This window comes from Hymenobacter sp. 15J16-1T3B, from assembly GCF_020711235.1.
In the GTDB taxonomy this organism is placed as follows: Bacteria; Bacteroidota; Bacteroidia; order Cytophagales; family Hymenobacteraceae; genus Solirubrum.
Genome location: NZ_JAJFAV010000009.1, coordinates 251,000 through 268,006 on the forward strand (window position 1 = coordinate 251,000; position 17,007 = coordinate 268,006).

Below are 17,007 nucleotides of genomic sequence, written 5' to 3' on the forward strand. Positions count from 1 at the left end.
GGGTGGGCCGGCAGCTGGTGGGGCAGCGACGTTACTTGGTCTTCTCAAACACCAGCGCGTTGCCGTCCATGCAGTAGCGCAAGCCGGTGGGCTTGGGGCCGTCGTTGAACACGTGGCCGAGGTGGCCGCCGCACTTGGCGCACACGATTTCGTCGCGACTCATGCCCAGGGAGTTGTCACCGGTAACCTTCACGCTCTGGTTGGTTGCCGGGGCCCAGAAGCTCGGCCAGCCCGTACCCGACTCAAACTTTTCCGAGCTGTAAAACAGCAGGTTGTGGTCGGCGGCGCAGTAGTAGCTGCCCTTCTCGTGGTTGTCGTGGTACTTGCCGGTAAAGGGCCGCTCGGTGCCCTGCTGGCGCAGGATGTAGTACTGATCGGGCGTGAGCTGGGCTTTCCACTGCGCATCCGTTTTGCGCACCGGAAATTCGTCCGGCTTGCCGGTCACCGGCTGGGCTTTGGGGTATTCTTTGGTGGCGGCCGTCTGACCGGTTAGTTTGGCAACGGTCGGCTTGGGGCCATCGGGTTCGGCGGCGGGTTTTTTATTCTGCGAGCAAGCGGGCAGGGCCGTCAGGCAGAGCAAGCCGAGGCACAGGGAGGAAAGGCGCATAGAAGGGGAAAGAAGGAAGGTAACGTGCTGCGGCACAGACTGCGTCAGCAGCAGAACGCTACCCCGTTAGGTTTTGTTCAGCCTACCTACGGAGCCGGGTCCACGGTTGGATTCAGCTGAAACATTAAGGGTAACAAGCATTTGCGCGAAACATTCCGTACCTTTGCACCCGCAAAACCGCTCTCATGCAGAACATTCGCAACATCGCCATTATTGCTCACGTTGACCACGGCAAAACGACGCTCGTGGACAAGATCATCCACGCTTCGAAGCTGTTCGCTGACCACCAGCACTTCGACGACCTGATCCTGGACAACAACGACCTAGAGCGGGAACGTGGCATTACCATCGTCTCCAAGAACGTATCGGTTCGCTACAAAGACGTTAAAATCAACATCATCGACACCCCGGGTCACGCCGACTTCGGCGGCGAGGTGGAGCGCGTACTGAAGATGGCCGACGGCGTGCTGCTGCTCGTCGACGCCTTCGAAGGCGCCATGCCCCAGACCCGTTTCGTGCTGTCGAAAGCCATCGATCTGGGCCTGAAGCCCATCGTGGTGGTCAACAAAGTGGACAAGGAAAACTGCCGCCCCGACGAGGTGCACGAGCAGGTATTCGACCTGATGTTCAACCTCGGTGCCACCGAAGACCAGCTGGACTTCGTGACGCTGTACGGCTCCTCGAAGCAAGGCTGGATGAGCACCGACTGGAAGCAGAAGACCGAGGACATCACCCCGCTGCTCGACGCCGTTATTGCCTCTATCCCGCCGGCGCCTTACTACGAGGGCACTCCGCAGATGCAGGTGACCTCGCTGGATTACTCGGCATTTGTGGGTCGTATTGCCATCGGGCGCGTGCACCGCGGCACCCTGCGCGAAGGCACGAACATGAGCCTGATGAAGGCCGATGGGTCCATCAAGAAGGTTAAGATCAAAGAACTGCAGGTATTCGAAGGCCTGGGCAAAGTGAAGGTTTCGGAGGTTTCGGCCGGCGAAATCTGCGCCGTAACCGGCATCGAAGGCTTCGACATCGGCGACACCATCGCCGACGCCGACAACCCGGAGGCGCTGACCCGCATCAGCATCGACGAGCCGACGATGAACATGCTGTTCACCATCAACAACTCCCCGTTCTTCGGCAAGGAAGGCAAGTTCGTGACCTCGCGTCACCTGCGCGACCGTCTGTATAAGGAAACGGAGAAGAACTTGGCCCTGCGCGTGCAGGAAACCGACCGCGAAGACACCTTCCTGGTGTACGGCCGCGGCATTCTGCACTTGTCGGTCCTGATCGAGACCATGCGTCGCGAGGGCTACGAGCTGCAGGTAGGCCAGCCGCAGGTGCTCTACAAGGAGGACGACCACGGCAACCGCCTGGAGCCCATCGAGCACCTGGTGGTGGACGTGCCGGAGGAAACCGCCGGCAAGGTTATCGAGCTGGTGACCATGCGCAAGGGCGAACTGACCATCATGGAGCCCAAGGGCGACCTGCAGCACCTGGAATTCAACATTCCGTCGCGCGGCCTGATTGGCCTGCGCAACAACGTGCTGACGGCCACCGCCGGTGAGGCCATCATGAACCACCGTTTCCAAAGCTACGAGCCGTTCAAGGGCACCATCCCCGGCCGCATCAGCGGCTCGCTCATCTCGATGGAAAGCGGCCCCGGCACGGCGTACACCATCGACAAGATGCAGGACCGCGGCGAGTTCTTCGTGGATCCGGGCGAAGAGGTATACGGCGGCCAGGTTATCGGCGAGCACACCCGCCCGAACGACTTGACTATCAACATCCAGAAGGGCAAGAAGCTCACGAACATGCGCGCCTCGGGCTCGGATGAAAACGTGAAGATTCAGCCCAAGCGCCAGTTCTCGCTGGAGGACGCCATGGAATACATCCAGAAGGATGAGTACCTGGAGGTGACGCCGAAGTCCATCCGCATGCGCAAGATCCTGCTCGACGAAAACGAGCGTCTGCGCTCGGCCAAGAAGGAAGACTAAGCGCTGGTTTTGGTATTCGCTGAAAAAGGCGCGGCTTCGGCCGCGCCTTTTTTGTTGGGGCCGGCGTCTCACCCAAATGGGTGATGCGCCGCATTGTGCCTAGCCGTAGTATTGCAGCTCAGCCGATTTCCAATAGCCCCAACGCATGAAGACAATCTTACTTCCCGCCCTGCTGCTCTGCGGCCTGCTGCCAGCCGGCGCTGCGGCCCAAGCCCTTACCGCCCGCATCGTTGCCGGCCAACTCACCGGCCTGGGCCACGTGGTGCCTCCCACCCCGGTCCCCTTTGCCTGCGGCCCGGCGGGCCAATGCATGGAGCTGGACGTGGACGGCAACGGCAGCAACGACCTGCAGCTTCGGTCTTACAGCGTGGGCACCGGCGGCGCCAGCGGCGTGACAGGGCTGGAACTGCTCGCCCTGCGCCCCGACCTCGAGCTGGCGGGTGCCGACTCGGCCACTTGGAGCCTGGCCGACGGCCGCCACAGCTACGCGCTGCCACTGGCCGCCGGCGACAGCGTGAGCAGCCGGCCGCTGGCCCAGGGGCGGTACGTGAGCTGGCAACGGGCGCAAGCCGGCACCAACGCCAAGGTGACGCTGCTGTTCAGCCAATCGGCGGGGCCCGGCGGCCCGGCCCGGGTAAGTGGCTACTGGCGCGACGCGGCTGTCCGCTACATCGGCCTGCGCGTGGCCCTGGGCACCGGGGGCTACCGCTACGGCTGGCTGCAAACGCAGGGGCAGGCCGCAGTGATGAGCTTCGCGTTGCAGACCGTGGCTACGGCCGCCCGTTCCGCGGCGGTCCGCGCGCTGCCGGCCTACCCGAATCCCGTGGCGGAGCAGTTGTACCTAGCCCTGCCGGCGGCCACCGAGGCCCGGCTGGAACTGCTGGATGCCCTGGGCCGCCCCGTGCTGACGCGGCTGTTGGCGGCCCGAGACGCCTCGCCCGCCATCGACGTCAGCAGCCTGCGCCCGGGCGTTTACACCCTGCGGGTACACACGGCAGCGGGCAGCAGCAGCCAGCGCATCAGCAAGCTGTAAGCGTTACCGGCCGCACTTTCTTCTGAAGGTGCGGCCGGTTGTTTGGCCTTAGGACAACTGAATCAACTCGTCGGGCGGCCTTTATTTTCCGAAGCCCGTCACGCCCAGCTGCCGGCGCAGGGTGCTGTCGGCGGGGGTGTGGCGCTGCCAATAGTCGGAGCGCAGGGTGTGGGTGCGCACGGCGCGGGTGGTGAGCACCTCTCGGCTGCCGACGGTCTGCCCACCGAGCTGCATCTGGCTGTCGTAGCTGTCGTCCCAGCCGGCAACGAGGTGGGGAAAGGCGGCCTCAAACACGATGGTGAGGGTGCGGCTGCCCGCGGCGTAGCGTACCGAGTAGGCTTGCAGCGCCGCCCCCGGCTGGCTGGGCTGGAAGTCCTGGCCGGTGTAAGGCGCGAGCGTGGCCGTGGCCGGTTCGGGGCGCAGCGGGCGGTGGCGCAGGCGGCTGGCCACGGTGCCCGGAATCAGGCGGATGGCGCCGGTTGGCAAACTTGTCGGAGCGAGCCGCAGGCGCGTCCACAGCTCGTCCTCGAGCAGAGCGTCGGCGGGCAAGTCCTGGTCCTGGTCGGCTTCCTGCTGAAAGTAGGAGCGCGTTTCGAGGTGGTATTGCTTGCCGCGCCGGTTGAGCTGGCTGAACGTCTGCCCGCACCAGTCCTGCACCGTGGTGACAACCTTGAGCGTGCCCGTCCCGCTCACCGGCGTAAACACCGAAGTATTGAGCGAGTAGTCGTAGATGCCGGTGGCAAAGCGCCGCAGCTGGTTCATCTTCAGCACCGACACGGGTTGCTCGCCGGTCTTGCCGCCCTCGAACTTCACCTGCTGCCGGGGCAGAAAATCCTCCGTCACGAACACCAGCACGGCCTCGCCGGGATGCAGCGCCCCGTAACGGCTCTGCGTGAGCCGGTAGCGGCTCAGCTCAGCCTGCCCGGCGTACCAGTAGCGCTGAAACTCCGGCGACGGAGCCGCGGCGGGCGGCGCCGCTGCCGGGGCCGTGGGCGAGGTGCAGGCCAGAAATAGCAGGGCGAATCCGCCGAGAAAGCAACGCAGTAGCATCATAAGCGCAAAAACAAGCCGGCCGCATCCGACGAGGTGGACGGCCGGCGTATCCCTGCCTTGGGGCCGCCGGCCGCGGCCTAACATACGCAATAAGGGCTGGCGGCGCACCGTACCGGGCGCCGCCAGCCCTAACGGACCGCCGAACGGCCCACACTGCTTAGCGCACCTGCACCTGCCGGCTTTCCGACTCGCGGCCGCTGCTCACGCGCAGGGTGTAGAGCCCGGCGGGCAGGTTGTGCACGTCGAGGGTCAGGCTGCTTTCGGCGCTGCTGCCGGGCACGCGCAGCTCGCGCACGGCGCGGCCGAAGCCGTTGTAGAGCACCACCTGCGCTTCGGGGCCGGCGGGCAGGGCCACCGTTAGCTGCTCGCCGGCGGGGTTAGGATACGTGCGCAGCGCGCTCCAATCGGTGTCGCGCCGGGAATAGCGGAACGTGAGCCCCGCCAGGAAGCCGGTGTTGGGCGGCGTGAGCGTGGTTGAGCCGAGCGTCACGGTACCGCGGAAAAAGCCGCCCAAGTACACCTGCGTCTGCAGTGAGGCCCCGCCCGGCGCCACGGCCAGGGCGGTGGGCAAGCTGGGGTTGGGGCCGTAGAGCGTACCCGGCCGCGGCGGGTTGGTGGGGTAGGCAGTGGTTTGCCAACTAGTGCTGCCCCCCGCGTCGTAGGCCCGCAGTGCGAGGAAGGGCCCGCGCCGGTCTTCCACCGCAAACGCCACCAAGTACTGCTGCAGCCCGGGCAGCGGCGCGAGGCTGGCCACTTGCACGTCTTTGTACAAGTTTTCCACCCGCACGGCGCCCAGGAAGCGCACCCAGCCTGTGGTGCCGTTGGCGTCCAGGCGGGCCGCGTAGCCGTTGGGCCGGTAGTCGCCGGAATAGGCGTAGTACCCAAACAGCAGCAGGTTGCTCGGCTCGACGATGCCGGCCACCAAGCAGTTGCCCAGGGCATCTACGTCAATCGACTGGGCGTCGCTGTTGCCGCTGCCCCCGCCGCCCTGCTTGGCCCAGGCCATGGCGCCGGTGCGCTGGTGCAGCCGCCCCACGAAGGCGCAGCGAGTGGCCCCGGAGTTGGCGAGGTCGGTGCTGCCCCACTGCAGGGAGCCGGCAAAGCGCCCGACCACGTAGCACCCCTGCTGCGCGTCGAGGCCGATGTCGAGCCCGGTGGCACCCAGGCTGCTGGGCGCCGTCGTGGCCCAGCGCGTCCTTCCGTCGTTATCCAGGGAAAAGACCAGGAGTTGTCGGTTACCCAGCGTCAGGGCGTAGCCGTCGTCGAAGCGCAGCGCGCCGCCCGCCGCGCCGGTCACGTAGCTGTTGCCCGCCGGGTCGGTGGCAATGGCGTAGCCGGTAGCCGGCTGCTGGTCGTTGCCCAGGCGCCGCGCCCAGTCTACTTGCCCCCGCGGCTGGCATTTTATCACCAGCAGGCTCGGAACGCTCGTCGCGGTAGGGCTGGCTACGCCGAAGCTGGTCAGGGCGCCGCCGCCGGTGTTGCGGGAGATGGAGCCCACGAAATCGGCCACGACGTAGGCCTCGCCGGTGAGCGGATTGACGCTGATGTCGTAGGCCGTAGCCGTGCTGCGGTAGCGTAGCGGCTGGGCCGACGGCTCGGGACCGAGGCTGGTGGCCCACACCACCCGGCCTTGCGGGCTGAACTTGGCCACCAGCACGTCGGTCTGGTCGCTGCGGCTGCGCAGGGTAGTTTGCCCGAGGGCAATGGTGCCGCTGAATTGTCCGGCGACGTACGCGTAGCCGGCGTCGTCGGTGGCCACGGCGCTGACGGAAAACGGCTGGTCGTCGGTAAAGCGCCAGGTGACGTTCTGGCCCAAGCTGGGCAAGGCAGCGCCCAGCGCAGCCCATAAAAACAGGAATAAGCGTACGTTCATCTTTTGCGAAAAAGAAGGCATTGGTCACACGTATACATCAGCCAACCAGCGCCTTGCCTTTACGCCACGCAAAACCAGCAGCCACGAATGGGCTTTGCACCTGAATACCTTGATAAGAATTACAGCCGCATTATAGGGTATTAATTCAATAAATATTAATACTTTTTTAATTATAAATAGTACATATAAGCTCCGCCCCCGTGGCAGCAAGGACACTCACCGGCGCACCTCGAAGCCGGAATACCCTTGCACCGACCCGGCCTGCGCCTCTACCCGCTCGACGCGCGCCGCGGGCGGGCCGTGCTGGCACCAGCTTTCCAGCGCGGCCAGGGCCTCGGCCGGGCCCTCGGCCTCGATGGTGACGGTGTTGTCGGGGTTGTTCTGGGCGTAGCCGTGCAGGCCCAGGCGCTGGGCCTCCTGCCGGGCCGATTGGCGGAAAAACACGCCCTGCACGCGGCCGTGAATGCGAAAAGTGCGGTGTTCGGTGCTCATAGAGAAAAAACGTCAGCAATACATCGGCGCCGGCGTGCCGCAAGCACGCGGATATGCGGAAGTTTGCACGAACTCCGCCCCGCCGGCGCGGTTCGGCTATACGGCCGCGCCCGCGCTGCGTATGCCCGGGCGGCTGCTTTCCGACTTGCTTATGCGCTACGCCCTCACCAACGCCACCTTCTACACCGGCGCCGCCGTGCTGCCCGACCACGCCCTGCTTCTGGCCGACGGCCGCATCGAAGCCGTGCTGCCCGCTGCCGCCTTGCCCGCCGACGTGCCCCGGCAAGACGCCCGCGGCCTGCGCGTGGCGCCCGGGCTGATCGACCTGCAGGTGTACGGTGGCGGGGGCGTGCTTTTCTCCACCCACCCCACCCCGGCCACGCTCGCGCGCATGGAAGCCGTGTTTCGAGCCGAGGGCACCACGCACTTCGTGGCCACCATGCCCACCAACGCGCCCGAGCTCATGCTCGGCGCGCTGCAGGCGGCCTACGCCTACCGCAGCGCCACCGCCGGCACCGGCCTGCTGGGCGTGCACCTCGAAGGCCCCTACATCAGCGTGGCCAAGAAGGGGGCGCACCAAGAGGAGTTTATCCGCCCGCCCGACTTGGCCGAAATCGACCAATGGCTGAGCGTGGCGCCCGGCCTGCTGCGCCTGGTGACGATGGCGCCCGAAGTGGCCACGCCCGCGGCGGTGGCCCGGCTGCGGGCGGCGGGCGTGGTTTTGTCGGCCGGGCACTCAGCGGCTACCTACGCCGAAGCGCAGGCGGGGCTGGCCGCGGGCTTCGGGGCCGTCACGCACCTGTTCAACGCCATGTCGGCGCTGACGAGCCGGGAGCCGGGGCTGGTGGGCGCCGCCTACGACCACCCCACGGCCCGGGCCAGCGTCATTGCCGACGGCCTGCACTGCGACTTCGCCGCCGTGCGCATCAGCCACAAACTCATGGGCGAGCGGCTGTTTCTCATCACCGACGCGGTGGAGGAAAGCCCCGAAGGCGCCTACCGCTTCCGCCGGGCCGGCGACCGGTTCGTGGACGAGCAGGGCACGCTGGCCGGCTCGGCGCTGACTATGCTGCAGGCCGTGCACAACTGCGTACAGCACGTGGGCCTGCCGCTGGCCGAAGCCCTGCGCATGGCCACGCTCTACCCCGCCCGCGTGCTCGGCCTAGACCAGCAGCTGGGCCTGATTGCGCCGGGCTACCAAGCCTGCCTGACTTTGTTCGACGCGGAGTTTCAGGCCCACGGCACGGTGATGCACGGCGAGCTGCAGTGGGCCGCGGCGGCCGGGGAGTAAAGCGCGGGTACCATTCCAGCCCGGCATCTTACCGATTCAGTCATCCTTCACCTTGGTGGTTGCTAGTTGCCGGTTATGGCCCATCCTCTTCGCTACGCCCTGCCGCTGGTCCTCGCGGGCTGCTTCACCTCCGCCCAAGCGCAGGAAATGCTGCGCGTGCACATCACCGACAGCCTGACGCGGCAGCCGGTGGTGGGCGCCAGCGTGGGCGTGGTGGGCACCAGCGTGGGCGCGGCCGCCGACGCCGCCGGCCGCGTGGAACTGCCGGGGCTGCCCGCCGGCCCGGCCACCCTGCAGATTTCGGCCCTGGGCTACCGGCCGCGGCGGCTGGCCGTGACCTTGCCGCTGACCGCGCCCCTGCTCGTGCGGCTGGCGCCCGGCGGCGAGGAGCTGGAGGAAGTGGTGGTGACGGCCACGCGCACCAACTCGCGCATCGAGGACCTGCCCACGCGGGTGGAAGTGCTCGGTACCGAGGAACTGCAGGAGGAAAACGCCATCAAGCCCGGTAACATTGCCTCCCTGCTCGGCGACTTGGCCGGCACCCAGATCCAGCCTACCCAGCCCACCACCGGCAACGCCGACCTGCGCATCCAGGGCCTGCAGGGCCGCTATTCGCAGATGCTGCGCGACGGCATGCCTTTGTTTGGCGGCTACGCGGGCTCGTTCGGCATTCTGCAGGTGCCGCCGCTGGACCTGCGGCAAGTGGAGCTGATCAAGGGCTCCTCGAGCACGCTCTACGGGGGCGGGGCCATTGCGGGCTTGGTGAACCTGGTGTCGAAGCAGCCGCGGCTGGGCGCGCCCGAGCGCAGCGTGACGCTCAACCAGAGCACCCTGCGCGAAACCAACCTCAACGCCTACGCCGCGGGCCGCAACCAGCGCCTGGGCTACACCTTCTTCGCCGGCGGCACCCGGCAGCAGGACGTGGACGTGAACCACGACGGTTTCACCGACGTGCCGCGCCTGCGCAGCCTGACGGTGCATCCGCGGCTGTTTTTCTACCCCAATAAGACCGGCCAGCTCATTGTGGGCTACACCGGCACGGTGGAGCGCCGCCAGGGCGGCGACCAGCAAGTGGTGCGCGCGGCGGCCGACGCGCAGCACCAGTACGTTGTCGACAACCAGATGCAGCGGCACACGGCCGAGCTGATTTTCACCCAGGACAGCGTGGCCGGCGGCGCCCTCACGGTGAAGGGCACGCTCAGTTCCTTCCGCCGCGAGGTCAGCACCAACACCGTGGGCTTTGCGGCCCGGCAACTTTCCTACTACTCCGAAGCCAGCTACCTGCACCGGCTCGGCCTGGAAAACACGCTGGTGGCGGGCCTGAACTTCAACGGGGAGCAATTGCGGCCCGAAAGCAGCAGCCGCACGCCGCTGCGCAACAGCTACACCTACGGCACCGTGGGCGCCTTCGTGCAGGACGACTGGCAGCCGGTGCAGCCGCTCACGGTGCAGGCCGGCCTGCGCCTCGACCACCACAACCAGTACGGCTCGTTTGTGCTGCCGCGCCTGGCCCTGCTCTACCGCTTCTCCCCCAGCCTGACCTCGCGCCTCAACGGCGGCCTGGGCTACCGCGTGCCCGTGCCCTACGTCAACGAACTGGACGAGCGCGACTACCCGCAGGTGCAGCCGCTGACGGGCGTGCGGGCTGAGCGCAGCACCGGCGTGAACTGGGACGTGAACTACCAGCACCGCTTCGGCCCGGAGCTGACGCTGACCGTGAACCAGTCGTTTTTCTACACCGAGCTGGACCACCCGCTGGTGCTGCCCGACCCCGTTGTGGGGCGGGCGCCGGGCGAGTCGCCGCTGACCTGGTACAACGCCCGCCGCCCGCTCGTCAGCCGGGGCTTCGAGACGTACATCCGCCTGCGCGAGGACGAAACCGAGCTGTACCTGGGCTACGTGTTTACCGACGCCCGCCGGCGCTACGACGCGGTGAACCCGCACGTGGAGCTGGCCGCCCGCCACAAGCTGGCGGCCGTGGCCACCACCGAATTCACCGAGCACTTCGCCGCCGGCATCGAGGCCAGCTACACCGGCCAGCAGTACCTCTCCGACGGGCGGCGCACGCCGGGCTACCCCATTGTGGCGGCGCTGCTGCGCTACCAGGCCGGGCCACTGAGCGTGGTGCTCAACGGCGAAAACCTCTTCGACTACCGCCAGACGCGCCGCGAAGCCGTGGTGCTCGGCTCCCGCCTCAATCCTGATTTTCCGCAGCTCTGGGCGCCGGTGGAAGGCCGCGTGCTCAACCTTTCCGTCACGGCGCGCTTCTGAGCCACCCGTGCCCAGCCGGGTGCCGGGCCGAACCGCCAGCTGTTGCACGCGGGTTCGGCCCGGTTCGCTATTTTAGCTTTGTTACCAACCTTTCGCCGCCCGCTAGGCTCTGTCTTGGGGCGGCGCGCAGCCGGACCGATTATTGCGGGCGCGGCGGGCGGCTTTTACGCGCCGCATTACGCTTATTTCTCCGTTCGTTTATGAAGCACTGTTTATTACTGCTGCTGGCGTGTAGCTGGTGCCTGCTGGCCCGCGCCCACGAGGCGCCTACCGCGCCGTTTCGCTTTGCCCCGAACCGCGGGCAGTGGCCCGCCCAGGTGCACCACGCCGGCGCCGTGCCCGGCGGCTGGCTGTTTCTGGAGGGCGACGCCTTCACGTACCACCTGCGCCAGTCGCTTGCCTGCGACGCGCCCGCCGACGCCCTGCAGCGCGGCCACGCCTTCCGGGTGCGCCTGCTCGATGCGGCCCCGGGTGCGGCGGCTGCCGAGGAGCTGCAGCCCCAGGCGGGCTACCACAACTACTTTCTCGGCGACGACCCGCGGCATTGGGCCGGAGAAGTGCCGCTTTACGGGGCGGTGCGCATGCGCCAGCTCTACCCCGGCGTGCAAATGCTGTGGCACTCGGCCGGCGGACAGTTGGAGTACGACTACGAGCTGAGCCCCGGCGCCCGCCCCGAGCGCATCCGCATGCGCTACGAGGGCCTCGACGGCCTGCGCCTGCTGCCCGACGGCCGCTTGGAGCTGCTCACCAGCCTGGGCCCGCTCACCGAGCAGGCGCCCGTGGCCTGGCAAACCACCCCCGACGGGCAGCGCCGCGCTGTGGCCTGCCGCTTCCGCCTCGCCGCGCCCGACGTGGTCGGCTTTGAGCTGCCGGCGGGCTACAACCCGGCCCTGCCCCTGACCATCGACCCCACGGTGGTGTTTGCCACGTACGCGGGCTCGGTGACGGGCATGTCGGCCAACGCCAGCGCCCTCGACGTGGAGGGCAACGTGTACTTCGGCGGGCAAAGCTTCGGGCCGAGCTACCCGGCCACCACGGGCGCCTACCAAACCACCGGGCGCAGCGGCAACATGGTGCTCAGCAAGCTCAGCCCCGACGGCCAGCGCCTGCTCTACGCCACCTTCCTGGGCGGCAACAACACCGAGTACCCGCTCGACCTGGAAGTCAGCCCGTTGGGCGAGCTGCACGTGCTGGGCACCACCACTTCCAACAACTTCCCGACGCTGAGCACCGCCTACGACCGCAGCTACAACGGCCTGCGCGACCTGACCATTTCGCGCTTCTCGCGCACCGGCGGCCAGCTGCTGGGCTCCACCCTGCTGGGCGGCAGCGCCGACGAAGCCGGCAACCTGTCCACGCTGCCGGGCACGCTGCGCCTTGACGCCGACGGCAACGTGCTGATCGGCTCGACTTCACTCTCCACCAACTTCCCGACCGTCAACGCCTTGAAAGCCACCAAGAGCTCGGCCGACAGCTACGACGGGGTGGTGGCCAAACTCTCGCCCACGCTCTCGCAGCTGCTGTGGGCCAGCTACTTGGGCGGCAACGGCAACGACGAGGTCGACGATATCCGCGTGGCGCCGGGCGGCACCATTTACGTGTGCGGCAGCACGGCCAGCACCAACTTTCCCACGACCAACGGCGCCTACCAACCCGGCCAGCTCGGCCAAGGCGACGGGTACGTGCTGCGCTTTTCGGCCGACGGGCGCACGCTGCTGGCCGGCACGCTGCTGGGCACCACCGCCTACGACCTGGCCCGTTACCTGGCCTTCGACGCCAGCGGCAACGTGTACGTGGCCGGCGGCACGGGCGGGCGTTACCCGGTCAGCGCCGGGGTGGTGTCGTCGGCCTTCCACAGCAGCGGCAATATGTTCGTGCACTGCCTCAACAGCGGGCTAACGCAATCCGTGTTCAGCACCAGCTTCGGCACGGGCACCCTGTACCCGGCCGGCTTCACGGTGGGCTACTGCAACGCGCTGTACCTGGCGGCCTACGCCCGCAGCACCACCGCCCCCACCACCCCCGACGCGGCCGAGCGCACGGGGCGGGGCTTGTACGCGTGCACGCTCACCGAAGGCGCGCGCGCCCTCACCTACGGCAGCTACTACGGCACCCTGAGCGGCTCGGGCCAGCACCAGCACCCGGCCGCCGCCAACGAAATTTCGCCGGCAGGCACGCTGTCCTACATCGAATGCACGTCGGTGCCGAATTTCCCGGTTACGCCCAACGTGTACGCCCGCAGCATGGCCACGCAGGGCGGCAACGACGGCGCCATTCTCAAGTTCGACCTGACCGGCGCGCCCAACTTCCGGGTCGCCGTGAGCCCGGCCACGCCGAGCTGCGCGCCGACGCTGGTGCAGTTTGCCAACGCCACGGTGGGCGCTACCCGCTACCGGTGGACCTTCGGCGACGGCAGCCCGGCCGACACGGCCCGGGCGCCGCGGCACCTCTACGCCAACGCGGGCACGTACACGGCCCAGCTGGTGGCCTACCGCACGCTGCCCTGCGGCGTGCTGACCGATTCGGCCCGCATCACGGTGGCGGTGCGCGCCGGCGCCGCGCCCGAGCCGCTGCGCCGGCGCTACCTCGACTGCACCGGCGCCGTGGGCCTCACCGCCAGCGCCGGCCCGGCTGTGGAGTTCCTCTGGTCCGACGGCAGCGCCGACCGCGTGCTGACCGTGCGCCAGCCGGGCCGTTACCTGCTCTACCGCGCCTCGCCCGACTCCTGCTTCGCGCCGCTGGAGTTTGAAGTGCTAGCCGCCCCGACCTTGCTCCTGCCCAACGTGGTGACGGCCAACGAGGACCAGCTCAACCGCACCTTCGTCGTGCCGGCCAACCTGCTCGGCAGCCGCCTGCGCATCTTCAACCGCTGGGGCCGCTTGGTGTACCAGAGCGAGGACTACCAGAACGACTGGGGCGGCCAGCAGCAGCCCGCGGGCACCTACTACTACGACCTGAAACCCCGCGACTGCGCCACCGTGCACAAAGGCTGGGTAGAACTACTGCGCTGAGGGGCTTACTGCCGCTGGCGCACCGCCTCGAACGTGAGCACGGCCGTGGCCGTGCTCACGTTCAGCGAGTCGATGTAGCCGCGCATGGGAATGATGATGGTTTCGTCGCAGGCTTGCATGAGCGCGGGCGTGAGGCCGTCGGCTTCGGTGCCCATCACCAGGGCGGTGGGCCCGCGAAAATCGAAGTCGGTGTAGGGCCGGGCGGTGGGCGTGAGGGCGGCCGCGTAGGTGCGGATGCCGTGCTGCCGGCACCAGCCCAGCAGCTCCTCGCGCGTGGTGGCTACCACCGGCACCGTGAACACGCAGCCGATGCTGGAGCGGATGGCGTTGGGGTTGTAGAGGTCGGTGCGCGGGTCGCACACGATGACGGCGTCGGCGCGGGCCGCGTCGGCGGTGCGGAGCACGGCGCCGAGGTTACCGGGCTTTTCCACCGCCTCGAGCACCAGCAGCAGCGGGTTCGGGGGCAATGCCAGATCCTGCAGGCGGCGCTGCGGCACGCGCACCAGGGCCAGCACGCCGTCGGAGCCCTCGCGGTAGGCCAGCTTCTCGAACACTGCCCGCGACACCTCAAACCACTCGGTATCGGCGGCCAGGGCCTGGCGCAGCTCCTGCTGGCCGGTGGCGGGCAGCAGCTCAGCGCACACGTACACGGCGGGCACCACGTTGCCGGCGGCGCGGGCCACGGTCAGCTCGCGCAGGCCCTCCACGATGGTCAGGCCCTGCTGGCGCCGCTCGGCGGATTTCTGCTGCAGGCGCACCAGGGCCTTGATGCGCGGGTTTTGGGGGCTGCTGATCGGGTCGGGCATGGCGGAGGGAAAACGGGCGCGGACGGCGCCGCTGCGGCTGCGAAGATACGCCGCCGCGGCGGCCCCAACGCGGCCCGGGCGCGTGCGTATCTTGCGCACGGCCGGCACCGGGCGGGCCGCCTTGCCTTCCCTTTGATGGCCCTTCAAACCAAAACCAAGCTCTACATTGGCTTTGCCATTGCCGCCGGCGTGCTGCTGCTCACGGCCGTGGCCGCCTTTATCAGCATTCAGCAGCTGAGCCGGCGCACCAACCGCGTGGAGCACAGCTACCGCGTGATGCAGCAGCTCAAGAACGTGGAGCTGCGCCTGAAAGACGCCCGCTCGGGCGTGCGCGGCTTCCTGCTCACCCGCGACACCACGTACCTGCGCAGCTACGAAGCCGCCCGCGAAGGTGGGCAGACCGAGTTTGAGCTGGCCAAGCAACTGGTGCTCGACAACCCCGAGCAGAACCTGCGCCTCGATACGCTCAACACCATGATCAGCGCCGAAATGCGGCTGTTCGGCGAGCTGGTGGGCACCACCGTGGGCAGCACCAACGCCGTCATCCAGACGGGCCTCGACACCGACCGGCAGTCGATGCGCGCCATCGAGCGGCTGCTGGCCCGGGCCCGCAAAACCGAGCTGGCGCTGCTCTCGGAGCGCAGCGCGGACCAGGAAATGTACGAGTCGCTCACGCCGGCCGTGATTCTGCTGTCGGCGGCGGTGGCCGTGGTGGTTACCCTGTGGCTGTTTTGGCGGGTGGGCATCGAAATCGGGGCCAACGAGCGGCTGCGCACCGAACTGGCCGCCACCAACGAGAGCGTGGCCCAGCGCATCGGCATCATCGAGCGGCTGGCCGAGCAGGTGGTGCAGGGCGACTACAAGGTGAAAATCCGGGACCGGGAGCAGGACAGCCTCGGCAACCTGGCCACCTCGCTCAACCGCATGACGCAAACCCTGGACGAGGCTTTCGGCGCCCTGGAAAAACGCAACCGCGAGCTGGACCAGTTTGCCTATGTGGCCTCGCACGACCTGAAAGCGCCGCTGCGCGGGGTGAGCACCGTGGTGAAGTGGATCGAGGACGAGCTGGGCCACGAACTCTCGCCCAAAATGCAGGAGTACTTCGGCATGATGAAGGGCCGCCTCGTCCGCCTCGAAGACCTCATCAACGGCCTGCTGGCCTACGCCCGCGTGGGCCGCACCCAGCAGAAGCTGGAAGACGTGAACGTGGAGCGCTTGGTGCACGACGTGGCCGACCTGGTGGTGCCGCCCACCTTCGAGCTGCGCCTGCCCGATGCGCTGCCCACGCTGGTTACCGACCGCCTGAGCCTGCAGCAGGTGTTTACCAACCTGCTCTCGAACGCCGTGAAGTACCACCACACCGGGCTGGGCATCATCACGGTGGGCTGCCGCGAGCGGGAAACCGAGTACGAATTTCGGGTGCAGGACGACGGCCCGGGCATTGCGCCGGAGTACCACGAGAAAATCTTCCTGATGTTTCAGACCCTGCGGGACCGGCACACGGCCGAAAGCACCGGCATCGGGCTGAGCATCGTGAAGAAAATCATCGACGAGCAGCACGGCAGCATCCGCGTCGAGTCGGCACCCGGGCAGGGGGCGGCGTTTATTTTCACCTGGCCCAAGGGCGCGGCCCTGCCCGCCGCGTAGCCGGCCGGGCCGCCTGACGCGCGCAACTTCGCGCTCATATCCGGCCGGCCCGGCTCTTTTCTGCGTACCTTTGGGCGTTGCTTTGCCCCCTTTCTATGCGCTCAGTCCTCCTAGTTGAAGACGACTTTTTTGACACGATGACCGTGCAGAAGTCTTTCGAAAAATTCAACGTTCCGCACAAGCTCTACACGGCCTTCAACGGCATCGAGGCGCTGGACTTGCTGCTGGGCCGCAACGGGGTGGAAGCCATTCGCCCGCTGCCGGAAGTAATTCTGCTCGACCTGAACATGCCCAAAATGAACGGGTTCGAGTTTCTGGCCGAGCTGCGCACCCAACCCGAGCTGCGCCAGGTGCCGGTGTTCGTCACCACCACTTCGGAAATGGACATCGACCGGCTGCAGGCCGGGCAGCTCGACGTGCAGGGCTACATCGTGAAGCCCATCGACTTCGAAAACACCCGCGACATGGTCGACAGCATGAACTTGCTGGAAGTATTGCTCAAGTCCGAAGACTAAACCGCGTTACCCCAACGTTAAGAAGCCCCGATGGCCCGGCTCTGCCCGCGCCGTCGGTTTTTTTTTGCACGTTGAGGTATGGGAGCATTTGTACTAATAGTACTGGGCCTGGCGCTGATTGTGGTCATCCACCGCCTACAGCAGCGCCTCGACGCCACCGAAGCCGACTTGGCCGGCCAGCGCACCGACCAGCAGCGCCTGCGCCAGCAGTTGGAAGGGCTGCAGCGCGAGGTGCAGCTGCTGCGCCAGCCCCCGCCAGCCGATGCGCCGCCGATGGCCGAGACGGCACCACCGCCCGCAGTTACGCCGCCGGTGGCTGCTCCGGCGCCGCCAGCCCCGCGGACAGCCCCCGCCCCGGTGGCCCCGCCACCGCCGGTAGCCGCGGCCCCCGCGCCGCCCGCGCCCGGCCCGCTC

General features: G+C 67.5%; 13 protein-coding genes. 8 read left to right on the forward strand and 5 right to left on the reverse strand.

Going from position 1 to position 17,007, the window contains the following annotated elements; all coding sequences use genetic code 11:
* Positions 1–31 precede the first annotated feature (31 nt).
* Positions 32–607: a peptide-methionine (R)-S-oxide reductase MsrB gene (msrB, locus tag LJ737_RS16700; protein WP_227767764.1), complete on the reverse strand. Its 576-nt coding sequence runs from the start codon at positions 605–607 to the stop codon at positions 32–34.
* A 185-nt stretch (positions 608–792) separates the two neighbouring features.
* Here msrB and typA point away from each other — a divergent pair, with 185 nt between their 5' ends.
* Positions 793–2,601 (forward strand): translational GTPase TypA, encoded by a 1,809-nt coding sequence (gene typA, locus LJ737_RS16705; RefSeq protein ID WP_227767766.1) that lies wholly within the window; start codon positions 793–795, stop codon positions 2,599–2,601.
* A gap of 145 nt (positions 2,602–2,746) precedes the next feature.
* Positions 2,747–3,634 carry a T9SS type A sorting domain-containing protein gene (locus tag LJ737_RS16710; RefSeq protein WP_227767768.1) on the forward strand — a complete coding sequence of 296 codons (888 nt, stop codon included), beginning with the start codon at positions 2,747–2,749 and terminating at the stop codon, positions 3,632–3,634.
* A gap of 81 nt (positions 3,635–3,715) precedes the next feature.
* On the opposite strand, the gene LJ737_RS16715 is transcribed toward LJ737_RS16710, so the two are convergent.
* From LJ737_RS16715 to LJ737_RS16725, 3 genes are all read right to left on the reverse strand, one after another.
* Complete coding sequence (locus LJ737_RS16715) at positions 3,716–4,687, reverse strand: hypothetical protein (protein ID WP_227767770.1); 972 nt, start codon at positions 4,685–4,687, stop codon at positions 3,716–3,718.
* A gap of 157 nt (positions 4,688–4,844) precedes the next feature.
* Positions 4,845–6,560: a T9SS type A sorting domain-containing protein gene (locus LJ737_RS16720; RefSeq protein ID WP_227767772.1), complete on the reverse strand. Its 1,716-nt coding sequence runs from the start codon at positions 6,558–6,560 to the stop codon at positions 4,845–4,847.
* Positions 6,561–6,776: 216 nt separating this feature from the next.
* A complete protein-coding gene (locus tag LJ737_RS16725; RefSeq protein ID WP_227767775.1) occupies positions 6,777–7,052 on the reverse strand; it encodes an acylphosphatase in 276 nt (91 codons plus the stop codon).
* A gap of 151 nt (positions 7,053–7,203) precedes the next feature.
* On the opposite strand from LJ737_RS16725, the gene nagA reads away from it, so the two are divergent.
* The 3 genes from nagA to LJ737_RS16740 all read left to right on the forward strand — a co-directional run bounded on the left by nagA (position 7,204) and on the right by LJ737_RS16740 (position 13,625).
* Positions 7,204–8,343, forward strand: coding sequence for an N-acetylglucosamine-6-phosphate deacetylase (gene nagA, locus LJ737_RS16730; RefSeq protein WP_227767777.1), 1,140 nt, complete (start codon positions 7,204–7,206; stop codon positions 8,341–8,343).
* A gap of 75 nt (positions 8,344–8,418) precedes the next feature.
* Positions 8,419–10,614: a TonB-dependent receptor gene (locus LJ737_RS16735; RefSeq protein ID WP_227767778.1), complete on the forward strand. Its 2,196-nt coding sequence runs from the start codon at positions 8,419–8,421 to the stop codon at positions 10,612–10,614.
* 200 nt (positions 10,615–10,814) lie between these two features.
* The gene (locus LJ737_RS16740; RefSeq protein WP_227767781.1) at positions 10,815–13,625 is read left to right on the forward strand and encodes a DUF7948 domain-containing protein; all 2,811 of its coding nucleotides are present in this window, start codon (positions 10,815–10,817) and stop codon (positions 13,623–13,625) included.
* A 5-nt stretch (positions 13,626–13,630) separates the two neighbouring features.
* Here LJ737_RS16740 and LJ737_RS16745 read toward each other — a convergent pair whose 3' ends face one another.
* Complete coding sequence (locus LJ737_RS16745; RefSeq protein ID WP_227767783.1) at positions 13,631–14,431, reverse strand: TrmH family RNA methyltransferase; 801 nt, start codon at positions 14,429–14,431, stop codon at positions 13,631–13,633.
* A 135-nt stretch (positions 14,432–14,566) separates the two neighbouring features.
* Between LJ737_RS16745 and LJ737_RS16750 the strand changes: the two genes are divergently transcribed.
* From LJ737_RS16750 to LJ737_RS16760, 3 genes are all read left to right on the forward strand, one after another.
* Positions 14,567–16,078 carry a sensor histidine kinase gene (locus LJ737_RS16750; protein WP_227767785.1) on the forward strand — a complete coding sequence of 504 codons (1,512 nt, stop codon included), beginning with the start codon at positions 14,567–14,569 and terminating at the stop codon, positions 16,076–16,078.
* Positions 16,079–16,173: 95 nt separating this feature from the next.
* Complete coding sequence (locus LJ737_RS16755; protein ID WP_227767786.1) at positions 16,174–16,593, forward strand: response regulator; 420 nt, start codon at positions 16,174–16,176, stop codon at positions 16,591–16,593.
* A 78-nt stretch (positions 16,594–16,671) separates the two neighbouring features.
* Positions 16,672–17,007, forward strand: a 336-nt coding sequence (locus LJ737_RS16760) for a hypothetical protein (protein WP_227767789.1), incomplete at its 3' end; no start/stop codon positions are given.

What these genes read in the sequence shown, in the direction of transcription:
- msrB (WP_227767764.1), bottom strand. Translation starts at nt 607, where the DNA reads ATGCGCCTTTCCTCCCTGTGCCTCGGCTTGCTCTGCCTGACGGCCCTG.
- typA (WP_227767766.1), top strand. Translation starts at nt 793, where the DNA reads ATGCAGAACATTCGCAACATCGCCATTATTGCTCACGTTGACCACGGC.
- LJ737_RS16710 (WP_227767768.1), top strand. Translation starts at nt 2,747, where the DNA reads ATGAAGACAATCTTACTTCCCGCCCTGCTGCTCTGCGGCCTGCTGCCA.
- LJ737_RS16715 (WP_227767770.1), bottom strand. Translation starts at nt 4,687, where the DNA reads ATGATGCTACTGCGTTGCTTTCTCGGCGGATTCGCCCTGCTATTTCTG.
- LJ737_RS16720 (WP_227767772.1), bottom strand. Translation starts at nt 6,560, where the DNA reads ATGAACGTACGCTTATTCCTGTTTTTATGGGCTGCGCTGGGCGCTGCC.
- LJ737_RS16725 (WP_227767775.1), bottom strand. Translation starts at nt 7,052, where the DNA reads ATGAGCACCGAACACCGCACTTTTCGCATTCACGGCCGCGTGCAGGGC.
- nagA (WP_227767777.1), top strand. Translation starts at nt 7,204, where the DNA reads ATGCGCTACGCCCTCACCAACGCCACCTTCTACACCGGCGCCGCCGTG.
- LJ737_RS16735 (WP_227767778.1), top strand. Translation starts at nt 8,419, where the DNA reads ATGGCCCATCCTCTTCGCTACGCCCTGCCGCTGGTCCTCGCGGGCTGC.
- LJ737_RS16740 (WP_227767781.1), top strand. Translation starts at nt 10,815, where the DNA reads ATGAAGCACTGTTTATTACTGCTGCTGGCGTGTAGCTGGTGCCTGCTG.
- LJ737_RS16745 (WP_227767783.1), bottom strand. Translation starts at nt 14,431, where the DNA reads ATGCCCGACCCGATCAGCAGCCCCCAAAACCCGCGCATCAAGGCCCTG.
- LJ737_RS16750 (WP_227767785.1), top strand. Translation starts at nt 14,567, where the DNA reads ATGGCCCTTCAAACCAAAACCAAGCTCTACATTGGCTTTGCCATTGCC.
- LJ737_RS16755 (WP_227767786.1), top strand. Translation starts at nt 16,174, where the DNA reads ATGCGCTCAGTCCTCCTAGTTGAAGACGACTTTTTTGACACGATGACC.